This is a genomic window from Pseudanabaena sp. PCC 7367 (genome assembly GCF_000317065.1).
Classification (GTDB): Bacteria; Cyanobacteriota; Cyanobacteriia; order Pseudanabaenales; family Pseudanabaenaceae; genus Thalassoporum; species Thalassoporum mexicanum.
The window spans coordinates 3,637,123-3,654,119 of sequence record NC_019701.1 but is presented as its reverse complement, the minus strand read 5'-3'; the positions used below and the strand labels follow the sequence as shown (position 1 = coordinate 3,654,119).

Annotated in this window: 16 protein-coding genes; 5 read left to right on the top strand and 11 right to left on the bottom strand. The window is 45.5% G+C overall.

What is annotated here, in order from left to right; genetic code table 11:
- Positions 1–13 precede the first annotated feature (13 nt).
- A complete protein-coding gene (locus PSE7367_RS14500) occupies positions 14–553 on the bottom strand; it encodes a pentapeptide repeat-containing protein (RefSeq protein ID WP_015166109.1) in 540 nt (179 codons plus the stop codon).
- A 451-nt stretch (positions 554–1,004) separates the two neighbouring features.
- Here PSE7367_RS14500 and PSE7367_RS14495 point away from each other — a divergent pair, with 451 nt between their 5' ends.
- A complete protein-coding gene (locus PSE7367_RS14495) occupies positions 1,005–1,421 on the top strand; it encodes a YraN family protein (RefSeq protein ID WP_015166108.1) in 417 nt (138 codons plus the stop codon).
- 245 nt (positions 1,422–1,666) lie between these two features.
- Here PSE7367_RS14495 and PSE7367_RS14490 read toward each other — a convergent pair whose 3' ends face one another.
- On the bottom strand, positions 1,667–2,278 hold the full coding sequence (locus tag PSE7367_RS14490) for a CPP1-like family protein (protein WP_015166107.1): 612 nt from the start codon (positions 2,276–2,278) through the stop codon (positions 1,667–1,669).
- Positions 2,279–3,523: 1,245 nt separating this feature from the next.
- On the opposite strand from PSE7367_RS14490, the gene PSE7367_RS14485 reads away from it, so the two are divergent.
- Positions 3,524–5,287: a putative bifunctional diguanylate cyclase/phosphodiesterase gene (locus PSE7367_RS14485; RefSeq protein WP_015166106.1), complete on the top strand. Its 1,764-nt coding sequence runs from the start codon at positions 3,524–3,526 to the stop codon at positions 5,285–5,287.
- A gap of 44 nt (positions 5,288–5,331) precedes the next feature.
- On the opposite strand, the gene PSE7367_RS14480 is transcribed toward PSE7367_RS14485, so the two are convergent.
- The 6 genes from PSE7367_RS14480 to hisH all read right to left on the bottom strand — a co-directional run bounded on the left by PSE7367_RS14480 (position 5,332) and on the right by hisH (position 9,832).
- The gene (locus PSE7367_RS14480; protein ID WP_015166105.1) at positions 5,332–6,375 is read right to left on the bottom strand and encodes a hypothetical protein; all 1,044 of its coding nucleotides are present in this window, start codon (positions 6,373–6,375) and stop codon (positions 5,332–5,334) included.
- 179 nt (positions 6,376–6,554) lie between these two features.
- Positions 6,555–7,037: an ABA4-like family protein gene (locus tag PSE7367_RS14475; RefSeq protein ID WP_015166104.1), complete on the bottom strand. Its 483-nt coding sequence runs from the start codon at positions 7,035–7,037 to the stop codon at positions 6,555–6,557.
- A 234-nt stretch (positions 7,038–7,271) separates the two neighbouring features.
- Positions 7,272–7,916, bottom strand: coding sequence for a hypothetical protein (locus PSE7367_RS14470; protein WP_015166103.1), 645 nt, complete (start codon positions 7,914–7,916; stop codon positions 7,272–7,274).
- A 28-nt stretch (positions 7,917–7,944) separates the two neighbouring features.
- Positions 7,945–8,043 (bottom strand): photosystem I reaction center subunit XII, encoded by a 99-nt coding sequence (gene psaM / locus PSE7367_RS21235; RefSeq protein ID WP_015166102.1) that lies wholly within the window; start codon positions 8,041–8,043, stop codon positions 7,945–7,947.
- A 459-nt stretch (positions 8,044–8,502) separates the two neighbouring features.
- Positions 8,503–9,111, bottom strand: a complete 609-nt coding sequence (locus PSE7367_RS14465; protein ID WP_015166101.1) for a DUF2808 domain-containing protein — start codon at positions 9,109–9,111, stop codon at positions 8,503–8,505.
- 52 nt (positions 9,112–9,163) lie between these two features.
- On the bottom strand, positions 9,164–9,832 hold the full coding sequence (gene hisH, locus PSE7367_RS14460) for an imidazole glycerol phosphate synthase subunit HisH (protein WP_015166100.1): 669 nt from the start codon (positions 9,830–9,832) through the stop codon (positions 9,164–9,166).
- Positions 9,833–10,241: 409 nt separating this feature from the next.
- Here hisH and PSE7367_RS14455 point away from each other — a divergent pair, with 409 nt between their 5' ends.
- The 3 genes from PSE7367_RS14455 to PSE7367_RS14445 all read left to right on the top strand — a co-directional run bounded on the left by PSE7367_RS14455 (position 10,242) and on the right by PSE7367_RS14445 (position 12,544).
- On the top strand, positions 10,242–11,111 hold the full coding sequence (locus tag PSE7367_RS14455; protein ID WP_015166099.1) for an alpha/beta hydrolase: 870 nt from the start codon (positions 10,242–10,244) through the stop codon (positions 11,109–11,111).
- Positions 11,112–11,171: 60 nt separating this feature from the next.
- Positions 11,172–11,570, top strand: a complete 399-nt coding sequence (gene ruvX, locus PSE7367_RS14450) for a Holliday junction resolvase RuvX (protein ID WP_015166098.1) — start codon at positions 11,172–11,174, stop codon at positions 11,568–11,570.
- A 335-nt stretch (positions 11,571–11,905) separates the two neighbouring features.
- Positions 11,906–12,544, top strand: coding sequence for a hypothetical protein (locus PSE7367_RS14445; RefSeq protein WP_015166097.1), 639 nt, complete (start codon positions 11,906–11,908; stop codon positions 12,542–12,544).
- 43 nt (positions 12,545–12,587) lie between these two features.
- Here PSE7367_RS14445 and PSE7367_RS14440 read toward each other — a convergent pair whose 3' ends face one another.
- The 3 genes from PSE7367_RS14440 to PSE7367_RS14430 form a co-directional block, all read right to left on the bottom strand.
- Positions 12,588–13,877 (bottom strand): NUDIX hydrolase, encoded by a 1,290-nt coding sequence (locus PSE7367_RS14440; protein ID WP_015166096.1) that lies wholly within the window; start codon positions 13,875–13,877, stop codon positions 12,588–12,590.
- A 150-nt stretch (positions 13,878–14,027) separates the two neighbouring features.
- On the bottom strand, positions 14,028–16,124 hold the full coding sequence (locus tag PSE7367_RS20590) for a pentapeptide repeat-containing protein (RefSeq protein WP_015166095.1): 2,097 nt from the start codon (positions 16,122–16,124) through the stop codon (positions 14,028–14,030).
- Positions 16,125–16,154: 30 nt separating this feature from the next.
- Positions 16,155–16,904 (bottom strand): PLDc N-terminal domain-containing protein, encoded by a 750-nt coding sequence (locus tag PSE7367_RS14430; protein ID WP_015166094.1) that lies wholly within the window; start codon positions 16,902–16,904, stop codon positions 16,155–16,157.
- Positions 16,905–16,997 lie beyond the last annotated feature (93 nt).

Genomic DNA, 16,997 nt, shown 5'->3' with positions numbered 1-16,997 from the left:
CAATTAATTACAATTAATCACAACCCAGCGTTTCTCTAGTGTCGCGCCCTGTGGTTGGGTTGGTTCCTGTTGCTACTTCACATAATTCCTCACGGATAGTTTCACGCAGATCAACATCAGTAAAGTCAGCGCCAGCGATCTTGAGGTTCTTGAACTTAGCACCATACACAAACGCCCCTTCCAGGATCGCATTGCTCAAGTCGGTGCCCACCATCCGCGATGTATCTAAAGATGAGTAGCGCAAATTAGCACCACTAAGGTTGGCATTGGTTAAATCAGAACCAAATAAACTCACCCCGCTGAGGTTGGCATTGGCAAAGTTGACACTGCGTAACACTGCCTTATTAAACTGAGCATCGCGCAGGTCTTTGCCGGAGAAGTCAGCTCCTTCTAAAACACGCCGATCGTATTTAGCTGCGATCGCCATGTTGACGTTGAATGAAGTGGTTACCAATGTAGTTACAGTAACCAAACAAAGACAGATAGCCACAATCCTGATTGCAAAAGTTGCGATCGTGGCCTGATTAAAAAGCTGGCCGAGGGCAGATTTCATCGCAGTTGACAAAAGAAACTTAAATTACCCTTTGCAGTATAAAAAATTTGCTGATTAACATGGTGGTTTAGCCAGTTTTTGACACTAATTGATACTATTCGCAACTTAAGTTAAATTACCAGGCTCGCATTTTAGGTAGTAGTTCTCTTGTCAAAGTTTTACCTGACCTGAAGAGAGTTGGTTTTATTACTGTTTTTTACTCTAATCTTGTTTACTCTAATCTTGCCAAAGCTTGATACTGCGATAGTCCAACAGCCCTAAAGCAATAATCCCAGACCCAGTTGCCCTCCTACAAATTTTGAAGTATCATTACACATTTCACACTCTACTCAGATGCACGATTTTTATACATTAGGCTTGGGAGTGAATACATATGATGAAATGACTGATTAATGTTTATTTGGTGGATTATACAGGCTATTATGGTAAACGAACTTTCCTGGGCGGTAATATGGCTAGATCACTATCCCAATCACGATCGCACTTGTCAAAGCAATATAAGACTGGCTGGCAGGGCGAAGCGTTTGTTGAGAAATTACTAACCCAAAACGGCTGGCAAATTCTGGGACAGCGATGGCGATGTAAATCTGGCGAAATTGATCTTATTGCCCGCGATCGCCAAACCATCATTTTTGTGGAAGTCAAAACCCGTAGCGATCGGAATTTGGACCACAATGGCTCCTTGGCGATCACCTTACCCAAACAAAAGCGTCTCTATCAGGCGGCGCTTGAGTTCATCGCCCAAAATCAGGAGCTAGGCGACTATATATTACGCTTTGATGTGGCACTGGTGCATAAAAATCAAAATGACCAGTTCAGGCTTTATAGCTATATTGAGTCGGCCTTTAGCACCACTACACTAGCCTAATATTTCAGCACTACCCAGCATTAAACAGGGAGCGTAGAAACATTTTACAAAAGCGCCACTTGAGGCGATCCCACTCCTCAGGATTCCGTAACCTCTCTCCGCCTAACTAAGATTTACCTGGCTAAGGTTTATAAATTCGGCACTGCCTAAGCCAGGGCTGAGAATGCCGCTCATAAAAATATCAAGCATATGTCTGGTATCAGTTTGACCGATCGCTAGATCATGAATGATTGAATTTTCAAAAATTAGCGCACAAAACAGCTAACCAGCCAAATTACCACCAGCATAAACGCCATTGCGATCGGGCCTGGAAAAGTCTCGGACATGAAAGCTGGCATTTGCTCAATTAGCAAGCCAAGCAAAGTTGCCACACAAATAGCAATAAAAGAGATGGTTACCGATCGCCAGAACTTACGCTCCTTGCGGGTCAAGAAGAAAATGCTGGCCATCCAAGCCAAAGCTAGCCAAGTGGGAGCCACATCTGGTCGCCAGATGCTCAGGATGCCTAGCCCCGCAAATACACCGGAACAAGTCAGAATTTCTTGATTATTAGGTGTGTCGAGGGAATTGACCAACCAATTTGGAGCACTGGCCGTAGTTTGCGCCACAGTCGGTTTACTCAGGGTTTCGGTCGCCACTTTCTCTGGGAACCGAATTCGATCGGGCACCTTGAGCGTTCCCGCCTGTCTGGCTCGTAATCGATCCATTAACACAGCATCATAGGCAGCCTCGATTGCTTCCTGTTGCTGTTCATCACCTTTGAGGGTATTCATAAGGCGATCTCTCGCATCACGCACCTCTTCAAAGGAGGCATCCTCATTTATGCCAAGTTTTTCGTAGGGAGTTGTCTCACTCATTTGTTAGCTAGGGGTACGATCTAACCAGAATAATTACAGAATAATTAAATACTTAACTCAATACTTAGGGGATATTTAGGAGCAATTCGGGATTCAAATCAGGAGCTTGGTCTAGTAAAGATATGGCCGGATCATGGGCAAATTAATGAGATCTCAACGATCGGAATTAATTGCCAAAGGTTTAGCTGATTGACCATAAACTATGGCGATCGCCAACATAACTACAATACTCAAATAGCTGTTGTCATAGCTATACCAATATAAGGATTATAGACTTAGCCGAATTATCGATCCAAATATATCAAAACAAACAGATCAAAAATATGATCCAAGCCTAGCTATAGTTCTTTGAGCAAGATTCGTTGCGCAAGAAAGGTTAAGTTATAGGCATTTAGTTAATACATCAATAGGCCAATATCAATCCATCGATGCAAATAAATTAAGATGCAAATAAATTAAATAGATGTGCAGCAAGCGATCGCTAATTTAAAATTAAAACCCAATCGGCGGTAAGCAGCTCCAAACAACCGATCGCCAAATTATTAAGTCTCTATGCCTGTTTGCAATAAATTAATACTTAATACTTAATGTTAAGTCTAAGCTATAGCATCATGACCACCCAAGTTTATTTTAGCGTTAACCCTTGGGCAAAATAAGCCATAGCCAATCTAAATTAGCTCCTGAAATTAGCTCCTGAAATTTGATTAGAGCAGACTACGATCAGGTAATCAGGTAAATCGATCGTATCTACAGATCGATCTATGGCCAAAGGAGCAGGAGATTATTTAATCCAATCCTACCGCTTTGCTAAGCCCAAAGATTTTTGAGCGCGGTATGGCCACTAGCACTTGCATCGATGCGATCGCACTCCAAGAATCAGCAACAAGACTTATTCAGATAGGCTTCTGTCAGCAAAAGGAAGCTATAATATCAGCAAGATCCAGCAGACACTTATACGGAATCTGGTTTAATCTCGCCGTATCCGGTCTTTACTTGCTTGAGTGAAGTCTACAAGCGATGCTAGTAAAGTTAATTTATTTGAAGTAAACGGGGGAAATAGTTGCTCATGCCCAAGTTTGCAATTAATCGCATCAAAAAGAAAAATGCAATCAAGTAATGATTAGCTAAAGCAACATTACATTAAGCCTAATTCCCCAGGCTAGCGTAATTATAGCTTTAGTTTTACCGGGTAGTGGCCATGAATAATCTTATATCAATCCTGTCCCTACAAACTGTGAAGATTCCATGCATAAAATACTAGTGATCGAAGATGATGAGCTTATCCGTGAAGGCATTGTAGAAATATTAGAGTTTGAGGATTATGAGGTAGTAGGTGCAGGTGATGGTATCCAGGGCTTGAAATTAGCTCAAGCTTTCCAGCCAGATCTAATTCTTTGTGATGTGATGATGCCCGGATTGGATGGCCATGAGGTGTTGGCGCGACTGCGCAAGGTGCCCGACCTGGCCTTAACTCCTTTTATTTTCCTCACGGCTAAATCAACGACCAAAGATGTGCGCCAGGGCATGGATGGTGGTGCTGATGATTATCTGGCTAAGCCAGTCAGAAGTAATGATCTACTGCGAGCGGTGCGTACCCGCCTCGATCGAAAATTAGCGATGGCGGCAATTTATGCCAGCGATCTGCGCAGAATTAAGGAGCAGCTTGATTATGTACTCTATTACGACAATATTACTGGCTTACCCAATCGCCTGATGCTCAGGGAAAAGCTGGCTTTGGTTCTAGATGAATCGGAGCCCAATGCAACAATCGTGCCCATTTTGATGGTTAGCCTCGATCGCTTCAGACGCATTAGCGAAAATTTTGGCCAGGATCACAGCGATCGTATTTTAAAAGAGGTTACCGAGCGGATTCTCGATTGCGTTGATGATCATGATGTCGTAGCCAAGCTTGATAAAGATGACTTTGTAGTTATTCTGGCCGCCGTTGATGCTAAAGCCGAGACCCATAATGTGGCTCAATGCATAGCCAAAGAGATCGCTAAACCCTTCTGTGTTGACAATCATGAAGTCCGCATTACTGCTAGCATTGGCGTTGCTTTCCATCCTCAGCATGGTGTTGATATGGATACTTTGATTCGTAATGCCGCCACCGCTCAGAATAATGTCAAACAGAAAGATGACAGTCTCTATTATTTCTATAATCCTAAGCTAGGCGAAGGGCTTACGGAGCAACTGGAACTACAGTCACACTTGTTTCATGCCCTCGATCGGGATGAGTTCCAGCTTTATTTTCAACCCCAAATCAGCTTAGTAACGGGGCAAATTATTGGTGCTGAAGCACTCTTGCGCTGGTACCACCCCAAGTATGGAATTATCTCTCCGGCTAAATTTATTCCGCTTGCTGAAGAGAGTGGGGCGATCGAGACGATCGGTGAATGGGTGATTCGTGAAGCTTGCCGACAGGCCAAAACCTGGCAGAAAATCTCAATTCCTAATTCAACCTATAGCCCTTTCTCACCTGAGGCATTCTATCGTCCCCAGATTTCTGTTAACCTCTCGGCGCGGCAGTTTAAGCAAGAAGACCTCAGCTCCCGCATTGTTCGCATTGTTGAAGAATGTGAATTAGAACCTAGTCTCTTGGAGATCGAGGTTACCGAAAGTAGTTTGATTGATGACATTAGCGGTAGCATTGCCAAAATGCATGAACTTAAGTCGATCGGCATTCAGATCTCGATTGACGACTTTGGTACGGGCTATTCTTCATTGAGTTATCTAAAACAGTTTCCGTTTGATACGCTTAAAATCGATCGTTGTTTTATTCATGATCTGGCCCATGATCAAGAAAATAGGGCGATCGCTAAGGCGATTATTCAAATGGCGCATAGCCTTAACCTACATGTGATCGCGGAAGGGGTAGAAACCATGCCAGAGTTAAATATCCTCAAACAGAATAGCTGCAACGCGATTCAAGGCTATATCTTCAGTCGCCCTGTGCCAGCCGAAGAATTTAGACGATTGCTCCATGCGGGTAAATGTATGGAGGTTTAGCCTGATTACTTATTACTTAGCTTACTTACTTAATATTGCAATTTCTAACCTAGCCAACCAAATGAAGCCTTGGAGGGTTCCTTACTGCGTAGATATTGCTCACAATCTCTGATCGGATAAATCATCCGATCCCAACGGGAATCTGGCAGCGAGAGCGGTCGGCGCTCGGTCATGATCCACTGGCTAATTTCATTAACGCGATTTTGATGCTTCAGCGAAACCTCGACCCGCACCAGCCCAAAATACATATCTTCGTTGTTTGCTTCTCTCAATCTGAGATACCAACTGCACAATGACTGCTTGGGGTTATCAGGGTAAGGATTAAAAGTCGAACTGCGTTGACCAGCTTTTAATTCAAATATAGTTGCTTGATCTTCGAGATTAAAAAATTGCGTATTATGGCTTTTGATAATGCCAACTGCACGCGGCTCGGCGATCGCATTCTTCGAAATTTTGATCGAGCCATCCATCACTAACCAACCAGGATGCTTAGCTTTATTTCTCAACCACTCCTTGGTAAGCTCTTTTTCAAGGTTGGCTCGTTGATTAGTAACCGCCTCTACCGCCACTCCGCGCAATAGCATCGGCTGCATGGTAGCCTGTGGGTCTTCATCTGCTTGATCCTGTGACAGACTATCACCTTCATCGATCGCTTCGGTATCAATTATGTCTAGATTCGTGCTTTTTAGTTTTTCTCGTTCATCAGGGTCAAAATAGCGGAAAGGCAAATATAAAGCCTCTTTGACCTGATGACTGCTGGTAGACATCACCGCCTGCTTGCGTTCACGGATGACTCCTGCCACATAACCATAATAAACCGGTACATAGCGGTGGTGATATAGCAGCCAGCTCCGTTGAATGCCATCTAGAAAATGACTAAATTGATTATCAGCGATCGCACATTGACCCACATCATGGGCTTTCATCTCGCTCTCAAGTAATTCTGCCTTGGGAATTTTATTGCTAGGTTTAATTACCTGATCAAAACCTCTTTGCTCCTCTGGCGCAGTGGCTCGACTCATGCGCCGATCGGAACTAGGGCGATCGCGCAGATATTTTTGCAAATTGGGCAGCAATGAAGAAGGCATGGCTAGAAATTAACTTGCAAACTCATGCAGTAATCGAAAACAACTACTGACCAACTATACCTCAGATCCCTATAGAATCAAGGTTTTTGCCTGCTCTTAATATTTTGGTTATTTCTGTACCAAATTAGCCAGGATCTGCTGCAATTTGCAAATCTCTGGCAAGTTTCTGCCTATGCGAGCTATGTACTCGGCTCCAGGCTTGAATCATCGCCATCCTGTTCGCCTGCGGAAGTTGCCTCTTTAGCAAAGAATTTTTGTACAATCGCGTCCGTGGTCAAGTGCGAAAGCAAACCGATCGGCCCAGCAAACAAACACAGGGCGATCGAATGAGCCGTAAACACACCAGTGCGCTGACCTTCCAGATAGACCCACCTTCCCACAAACAAATCCATCACCAAAAAATGCGTCCAGCCCGTGGCCGCTGCGGCAGGATCAGCAAAAAAGCCAGCGATCGCCATCAAGTCTGGATTCGCCATCGCCGCCGCATTTTCGGCATTGAGCGTATTCACCAAAAAATAAATATATAACCCAGCCAGCGCCACAAAGGGCAGGGGCGATTGTGCTACCTTGCGGGTAAATTGCCAGTTGGGCAGGAAAATGAACAATACCCAGAATGGCAATACAAATAAATTGCTGAGATTAAATAGTTCTTCGACGTACATAAATGGCGGTGGTTGTGGGGCAATGGAAAGATAGACTTAAGTATATTAATTAAGTATATTCAGCTTTCTTAGGGATAGGCAGAATTAACTTTGCTGATCCTAACACCATTACTTCTCAAGCCAATCACGGAGGCGATCGCTTACAACTACTGATCTGCAAATTGTCAGACCAGCTCTGTATGTACCAACTCTCTTGGCAAGAACAGTAACTTTATTAGTCGTCTATTAAACTAGCTATCTGCTGGCAGTATTATTAGAATTAGGCTGCGCTTCAGGTAGAGCAGTTTCATCCGATTCACTCGCCGTATTCTGGCTAGCCTCCGGATCATCAATAATTTTAATTGTGAGTTGGTTGCGTTTTTGCCAGCCATTCTCACGCAATAACTTTTCCTGGGACTTGCCCGAATCAAAGGTAGCAGTGAGTTCATCGCGCAGCAGATTTACGCGCTCCTCTGCCATTTGCACTTCACTGGTGATTTCTTCCAGTCGGGCTCTATGCTCAACTTGATAGGGGATGAGCTTGGTTAGCGCCGTAAAAGCGATCGCCGAAAGCAAAATATTTACTGTAATCACACCAACCGCTTCAACGCCTCTGGCGCGATGGCGATGGGCTTTCTGTCGCCGCACCTTTGCACTCACTGTGGCTTGCACCTGGTCTTTAACGTGGGGAAAAGCTAATGTCGGCGCAGAGGTAGCAGGATCATAGCGATCGTGGTGATTAGATCTTGAATTCAATTTAGGGGGAGATGATTTACCAGACGCAGCCCTAGCCTTCGCACCGCCATTTGGGCGAGCGCGACCCACCGCAGCAGGATCAGATCGCCTGGATCTGGTTCTGGGCTGAGTTGGCGTAGGCAAAAAGTTACGTTTGGCAACCATCAAAAGCCCCTAAATCGTGTTTGGATTACTATGAGTTATATAAAGCAGAACCGAGCATCATAGCCATGGCTGCGGGAAAAATAGCGATCGCTAGAGCGGTTAGTACCTGAGCGTCTGAAAGACCCATATAGTAACTCCTTTTTTTCAAAAACTAAAAAACTAAAAGTATGAATGCATGACTCTAACAATACACCCCAAAAAGGTGAGTTGGCTAGGCATGTATGTAACTATATGTTAAGCTCAGGCACTTCAGGAGCAGCGATCGCTAGACATCACGCAGGTAAACAGATCGCTGACTCCGTGAGAGGTCTATCTATGTAGTAAAAGCCAATCTATTAATTTAATAACAGCTTTACTTGATCTGGCTGACCTAGCCAATGCTGTTTTATCCCCTTGAGCAAGCTAGATAAGTAATGCGTAAAAAGCTATTTGTTTGACTAACTTTGTAGCTTCGAGTGAGATATTAGCGCCAATATGATTAAATCGCAACTGCTGGGCGATCGATATTTTCAACCTGTTCCCTGATGTTCTCTGATCGCCCCAACCAGGCAATGCCTAACCAGCAATTAGTTAGTTAGTTAGTTAGTTAATCAAAGTCAATTACCCAAGAGCCCACATACCGAATTACCGGCAAGTCATCGACACTGGAAACCGAAGCATCAAATTGATAGATACCACCAAATCTGGGATTTCTCACGTTAGACAAAACAATTTTGGTGGTGATATCAGGGGGGATCGGCTCCACTGGCGAAATTTCGATCGTGCGGTTATCTGGGTCCCAGATTGCTGATTCGATCGGAATATCCTTATCATCTACATTACGACGCAATTGAATCCGATCCTGGTCGAATTTACCTTTGTTTTTGGCGTAGGTTTCGGGATATTGCACAATCAGCTTATCGATCTGGAAGTCCTGGGATGGCACCGTCAAATAGTAGCGATCCCAGTCATTGGCAATGCCTGAATCCAGGTAATAATCTAGCGCCTGGTCTTTGATGTTGCCAAATAGCACGATCCCACCGGCTGATTGCGCTTTAACTGGCCGTGGGGCGATCGCATAGCTGCCCAAACCACCCAGCAGCAAGGCACTGCCAAGAATAGCTGCCCTCTTAGTATTGGCGGTCAAAAGTTTGAATTGATGTAAAATTTTGAGTTGATGTTTAAGTTGGCTTTTAAATCTAGACATAATCAACATAATTATATTTTCCTCTACACCGGCTAGGAATAACTCTCAAGTAACTTACAGATTATTTCGTGGGAATGGCGATCGCGGGGTAGGATTGCGATCCCATACCTTCCCGCACCATAGTGACGAAATTAGTGAGGATTTTGAGCCCATCACTGGCAGATTTTTCTGGATGAAATTGCACCGCCATTAAATTCGCTCTGGCGATCGCCACCGTAGCCCTTTGGCTGCCGTGGGTAGTGGTGGCCGCAATAATTGATTGATCCTGGGGTACACAATAGTAGGAATGCACAAAATAAGCCCAGGGATTTGCGCCCAACTCTTGCCACAATCGACAATTTGGCTGCGCTAATTCTAGCTGATTCCAGCCCATATGCGGGATCGTGATCCCAGGTTCTGGCCTAAAACGCTCCACCCCACCAGCCACAACCCCCAGGCCAGGTTCTTTCCCTTCAGTGGAATATTCAAATAGGATTTGCATTCCCAAACAAATACCCAGAAATGGCTTACCAGAATCGATCGCGGCTTTGATTGGTTGTTCCAGGTGGCGATCGCGGATATGTTGCATGGCCGGATCAAACGCCCCCACCCCAGGCAGCACGATCGCATCGGCTGTTTCGAGTTCATGGGCTTGATCGGTGACGATCGTTTCTGCACCTGCCATCGCCAATCCCTTACAGGCGGAGTGCAGATTACCCATGTCATAATCGATTACCGCAATAGTAGTCATATTTTTGTTTTGGGGTACTTGGCTTGATTCAAAATTCGAGGTTGATTGAGGGCTGCCGCGATTGTGCCAATTTTAATTCTGGCTATTGGTGTACCACTCAAAAACCAGGGTGCAACTAACATAATGGTGGTGATTTATTCTCTCATGCCAAGCAAATTCAACCAAGCAATTAGCAACTATAGCGCTAGTCCTCTGTCAAACTGGTAATAAGCAGTAATAGCCCGAATTGATTGTTTGTCGTACAGGTGATGGGTAATCTAAAAACAGGCTATTCATTATCACTATATCTATATATTGATAAACCACATATTGATAAACCACATATTGATAAACCACTAGACTGCGGTTGCTCTAAACTAAAATGCGATCGCCTCATTCCTGTCCCTAATTCCCCTCAGCCTAAATCACAATGAAAAAGCCAGCCACCAAGATGAACATTTTCAGCAAGCTGATCTTCCCCGCATTACGGGTAATTGTACTGGCATATGTAGGTTTGTCCGTACTGCTGTATTTCAATCAATCGCGGATGGTCTATTTTCCCCGCGAAGAACAAAGCGATTCACCTGAATCACTCGGTTTGGGCTATCAACAGGTGGAGTTGGTGACCGAGGATGAGGTAAAACTAAGCGGTTGGTATATTCCTGCCAACGCAAATGACTTTATGGGCAGAGCCGTGGTGCTTTTTTGTCATGGCAACGGCGGCAACATTAGTAATCGGCTGGATTATATTGCGATCTTCAATCGGCTGGGATTCTCAACTTTGATGGTCAACTATCGCGGCTATGGCGAAAGTGATGGCAAGCCGTCAGAAGAAGGCACTTACATGGATATGGAAACAGCTTGGAAATATTTAACCGAAGAACGTTTGATCCCACCCGAACGAATTCTGGTTTATGGTGAATCCCTTGGTGGTGGCGTAGCTAGCCACATTGCTAAAAAATATCGGCCAGGGGGGCTAATTCTTGCCTCTACGTTTACTAGGCTCAACGATCGTGCTGCCGAACTCTATCCCTTTATCCCGATCCGGCTGCTATCCAAGTTTTCTTATAACAACATCGATCGCCTACCGGAAATAGATAGCCCAGTGCTGGTGATCCATAGCTCAGACGATCGCGTTATCCCTTTTCATCATGGCCAGGCTTTGTATGCCGCCGCCAATGAGCCCAAAGAATTCACCGAAATCAGTGGCGATCATAATGCTGGCTTTTTAGATTCTGCCCCAACCTACACCCAGGCGATCGATCAGTTTGTGCGCGAGTATATGGAAGAAACGCGCTAGACTTTATTATTTAAGTTAGAACTGATTACAATCAATCATCTAATTTGGGCTAAACAGGCTGTGCTATTAGGTTTTGATCCGGGACGAGATAAATGTGGGGTGGCAATAATGGGACTGGATCGCAAGTTGCATTTCCAGGAGGTGGTGGCAAGTGGCGAGGCGATCGCCAAAATTTCTGAACTGCGCCAACTCTATCCGATCGCTTCGATTATTATTGGCAATCAAACCACCGCCAAACAATGGAAAGATGATCTGAGTCAGGAATTTCCCAAGCTCAGAATCATTTCGATCGATGAGCGCTATAGCTCCCAAGAGGCCCGTGAACGCTATTGGCAAATCCACCCGCCCAGGGGCTTGCAAAAGCTGATGCCTAAGGGGATGCGCGTTCCACCTCGCCCAGTGGATGATATTGTGGCTGTAATTTTGATTGAACGCTATTTAAATCGTTTGATTAGTTAGAATGCTTACCCCGTTTTTTGTGGGCGAGATCCTTTGCCACGTCAATTGCCGTCAATATATTTGATCGTTATATTTGGGCGTTGAAGTTGAATAATTAGTTGAATCAGTACACGATCGGTAGTTCCTTTTCCATTCTGAGTAATAATTTATAAAGTATAAAACTCTAGAAATTCTTAATCGCCTGCATGATTTTGCTTAATTATACTTAGTCTGATCAGGCAATATTTAGTTTAAAGTAGGGGCAAATGCAAAATGCATCAATGCTGGCAGCCGCTCCCCTGCCTAGATTAGATCCCAAATATTAATTTGAATTGTTCGCTTAACCAACACAATCCGTGGCAGACTATCAAGTCGATCGATCCGAGCAGCAGCAGCAATCAGGCGCTAAGCCACCTTTCCCGGCCGAGATTGCGCAGATTGTGGCAGAAATTAGCGAACTTTTTGAACTATATCAAGCAAAAGGCAATCAGGATATTTTGCTAAATGCGCTGACAAGCTACCTGGCAGAGCTAAGAAACGAAGAGGTGATGCGATCGCCAGAGCCAAAAGTAGAAGTCGAGCAAGATGATTTTCTTAAAAGCTGGCAAGACATTATCGATCTGCAGGTTTATGTAGATTCAGATATCTATGGCAAGCTTGACCCCAACTATACGCCCGCCCAGGGTACTGGTAAGCGACCAGTGGTGCAGCTCAGCGAGATCGAAGCGGAATTACAAACGATCGCCCATGATGATGCCACTGCCGCCTATGTGAAAAGCTGGGGTGAAATTGCCGATCGCCTCACCAGCCTGCCCGATGACCTGTTTACCCGTGCCTGGAGCACCAAGGAATTAGCCAAGTTTTTAGGTTGTTCGGCGGCCAAGTTGCGCCGTGCCAGGAAAAATGAGCAATTGCCTTTAGCGATCGGTGATTTTGTGGTGGACTGTACTGCTGCCACCAAGAATAAACTCACCTGGTCAGTTCGTCCTAAATAATTTCTTGCTTAGAATCAATTGCAATCAAGCTGGGCGATCGCAGCTACTCATTTAATTCACCGGAACCATAATCATAATTTGGCCGAATTAATACCACGGGGGTCTGCTCCGCTGCATTCCCAGCCGGATTATGCAACAGCGCTTGATTCAGCAACTCCTGCGACACGCCTGGGGTGGCCGCCAGAATCGCCACCGCGCGTAGATCATTCACATCCACGATCGCTGCCTCCAGGCCAGTTTCTTCTAGAATCTCATTCACGATCGCCTGCGGGTCATCGGGACCCATCACAATGAATTGATCGTAAGGGGGCAATGTACCCGTCACATCATCGATCAGCTTGGCTTGCTTTCCGGCCAGCATATAAAAGCCGCCGCGAATCCGGAGCAGAATCCTGGCGATCGCCCCCAGGACAAAGGCAAACGCGACCCGCCATGCTCCCACCTCATCAACCAGCACCTGTAACCCGCAAGCAGTAGCCAAAGAAGAAGTGGGCAGAAAGTAATAACAAAGCCGTTTTGCCAATGCCCCCGGCCGTACATCGCTGGGATGACGCAATCGGTTTTGCATGATCGCCAAAGGAGTCTCGCCGATCGTAACAATGTCGCCGGGTTGGGCATGATCGAGCACATAACGCCTGATCACCTCCACCGGCGTATCGAGGGGGGAGAGTAGATGGGTTCTGACTGCCATCACATCGGCGCTCTGGGTAGGATGCCAGCGTTCTGGTTCATTGGCATCGGGGAATTTCAATGGCACAAAGCTATGATCGACCCGCTGCAATCGCCCTTCGGGGCCATAGATTACATAGTGCAATCGCACCCAGGCACAGTCCAACGTGCGCAGGTTTCGCCCTTCCAGATTAATCAATATATCAAAGGCGGTGGTGTAGCCTGCTTTAACAATATATGCCTCCCAATAGCCATCATTGCGGCTTTCTACGCCCTCATGACGCGATCGAATTACCACATCTTGCTTTACTTCCGCCAGATTGTCTTTCGACATTAGCGTTACTTCGGCTCTGGCTTCGATCAAAAATACATCCAGGTTTTTGGTGTAGTTGGTGGCGGCATATTCACCGCGCAGTTGATAGAACTTGGGTTTATATTCGTCGATCTGCCAGTTGATGTTGCTCACCTCCAGCAGATTGCCCTGCCTGCTCAGGTATTGCCACTCAAACAGGACAAAGAACAGAATCAGCAAGGCGATCAAAAATACCAGACCATAACCAAACCAGATCAGCCAGATCAGCGATCCGCTGGGAGCCGAAAGCTGCGCGATCGATGGCGTGAACAGGTTTGCGATTGCGGATAATTCTAGGTGTTGAGATGGCATGGTGGTTGCATGGAAGGTGGGATTCCTGAGACTGGCATTGTCTGCAGATGCATTGTTACCATGCAAGTTATTGTTGATGCAAGCTTATAAGCAAAATTAATCGAAAATCGCCCGATTTTCGCCCGCTGGATCGATCGCGCTGGGATTTAATCAATCGTCGTGGTTGGGTTGATTGGTCTGTTGCTGGGCGTTGTCTTGAACGGTGTTGGCGACATTACCAATGTTTGCGTTGTGCATATCGTAGTTGGTGGTGGAGTTGTCGTTATTTTCGGTGTTGACGTTGCCCATAGCTACAGTTGAGTTATTGTCGGCGTTGATGTTGCTGTCTCGCCCGATGTTGGTGTTTTGATTGCTGTTATTGATGATGACTGGTCGGGATGCCATCAGTTCAAGAATCGTATTTAGGCTAGTATTTTGTTCTCTATAATTTGCTATTTGCTGATCTTTAGCATTTAACAATTCTCTGTACCGACCTTCCAAAATCTTGCGGGCTTCCTCATATCCATGTTTCAAATTAGTTTCGATTGCTCCTTTTTTAGAATTAGGAGGTACTGCAACCTTAACCACAAAATCACCATTTCTATGTTCGATTGATTGAATTTCGAGACCTACTCCATTATTTTCTACCTTAAACTTATCGATTGATACCTGTAAAGCCTTCCAATCAATACCATTATGGAAAATTAAATCTACCGTTTCTATAGATTTGTAGACTAATAAGGCGAAATCGCCAGGTTCAAGAAATTTATTCTCATTGCTGGGGCGGCGATCGGTAAATCCCCCCGATTCAGAGTCATATTTTAGATGAATAGCTTCACATTCAACATTATCGAGTTTGGTTTCAGCATTAATATGCCAATCTTGAATGCAAGCATCAGTTAGGATTGCTCCTGTAAAATCAGTCTTTAGTGCTTTTACTTCACGGAGGTTTGCTCCAGTGAGATTTACATTTTTCAGGTCAAATCCACCTAAGTCGAAACCTTGGAAATTGACCTTACTGAGGTTAGCTCCACTCAAGTTGATTTGATATAGGTCAACTTCATTTAAGTTGGCTTCGCTAAGGTTGGCTCCAGTGAGGTTAGCTCCGGTGAGGTCGATTCTACTGAGGTTGGCCCCACTCAAGTTGATTTGATATAGGTCAACTTCACTTAAGTTGGCTTCGCTGAGGTTGGCACCGCTAAGATTGGTTCCACCGAGATCAGCTCCACTAAGATTGATACCTCTAAGATCAAATCCGCTTAGGTCAAAATTATTGAGGTTGGCTCCACTGAGATTGGCTCCACTGAGATTGGCTCCACTGAGGTTGACTCCACTGAGATCAAATCCGCTTAGGTCAAAATTATTGAGGTTGGCATTACTGAAGTTTGCTCCACTAAGATTGGCTCCACTGAAATTGGCTCCACTGAGGTTAGCTCCGGTGAGGTCGATTCTACTGAGGTTGGCCCCACTCAAGTTGATTTGATATAGGTCAACTTCACTTAAGTTGGCTTCGCTGAGGTTGGCACCGCTAAGATTGGCTCCACTGAGATTGGCTCCACTGAGGTTGACTCCACTGAGATCAAATCCGCTTAGGTCAAAATTATTGAGGTTGGCATTACTGAAGTTTGCTCCACTAAGATTGGCTCCACTGAGGTTGACTCCACTGAGATCAAATCCGCTTAGGTCAAAATTATTGAGGTTGGCATTACTGAAGTTTGCTCCACTAAGATTGGCTCTACTGAGATTGACTCCACTGAGATTGACTCCACTGAAATTGGCTCCAGTGAGGTTGGCTCCAGTGAGATCAAATCCGCTTAGGTCAAAATTATTGAGGTTGGCATTACTGAAGTTTGCTCCACTAAGATTGACTCTACTGAGATTGACTCCACTGAGATTGGCTCCACTGAGATTGGCTCCACTGAGATTGGCTCCACTGAGATTGGCTCCACTGAGATTGACTCCACTGAGATTGACTCCTCTGAGATTGGCTCCTCTGAGATTGGCTTTGCTGAAATTGGCTCCAGTGAGGTTGGCTCCAGTGAGATTGGCTCCAGTGAGGTTAGCTCCAGTGAGGTTAGCTCCAGTGAGATCGGCTCCTCTGAGGTCGGCTCCTCTGAGGTAAGCTCTTTTGACGTAGGCTTCACTGAGGTTGGCTTCATTAAGATTGGTATAGCTAAGGTTAACATTCTCCGCATTAAATCGCTCACCCCTTTTCCTATCCGACTCCAACCATAACCTATGTTGCTTAAGCTTTTCCCGAAGATCCATCACCCATCTATCCCACTCAGCAACCCAATCCTACTTCAACCCACCCAACAACTTATTCGCCTTCCGCACCAAATACTGATTCCGGCGGTAATAATAAGAAGGACTGCCCTTCAGGTTATGCAGCATCGTATCGATCAAACTGCGTGCCTCCTCCTTCTCCCCCTTGTCCGCCTTGATTTTCGCCAGCATATAATAAGCCTCCGGCTTCGCCCAACTCTTCACATGCTTATACAGGTGCGCCTCCGCCGCCTCGATGTCTTGCAGCGACACCAAAGCCTTGCCATAGGCCAACGACGCATCCCCAAACTTATATTCTGGATCTATGGCCAATAACTTCTCCAGGCGATCCTTTGCACTCGCATAATTTTCGTTGTGCATATCCAGAAACGCCGCCCCCCAGATCCCATGCACATCCTGCGGGTCTTTCGCCAGCGCCTTTGCAAAAGACTCCTCCGCCTCGATATACAGCCCCAACTCCGTCTGCAAATTACCCAGATTCACAAACTGATAAGCATTACCAATATTCCTGGCCTCCGCCTCCAAATTCCACAGGCGCTCCCGCTTCAACCAGCGATTGACATAATTGGGCAACGGGATCGACGCAGAAGAACTCGGCAACCACCGCGCAAAGAAATAAATTGCCGCACCAACGTAGTTAAGGATAATCAGAATCCAGATCCAGGTGCTTTTCTCTGGATCATTACGCATACATTCATAGATCATCCACACCCAAAAGACCGTGGGCAGGATCGCAACGATAACAAATAGTTCTTGTGCCATCCCGTAATTTTTAGATCAGGTATCAGGAATATATTCAAACTATGCCCTTTATCCTACACCCAAACCCATCGATCGCACTCAGCCCCAAATAGC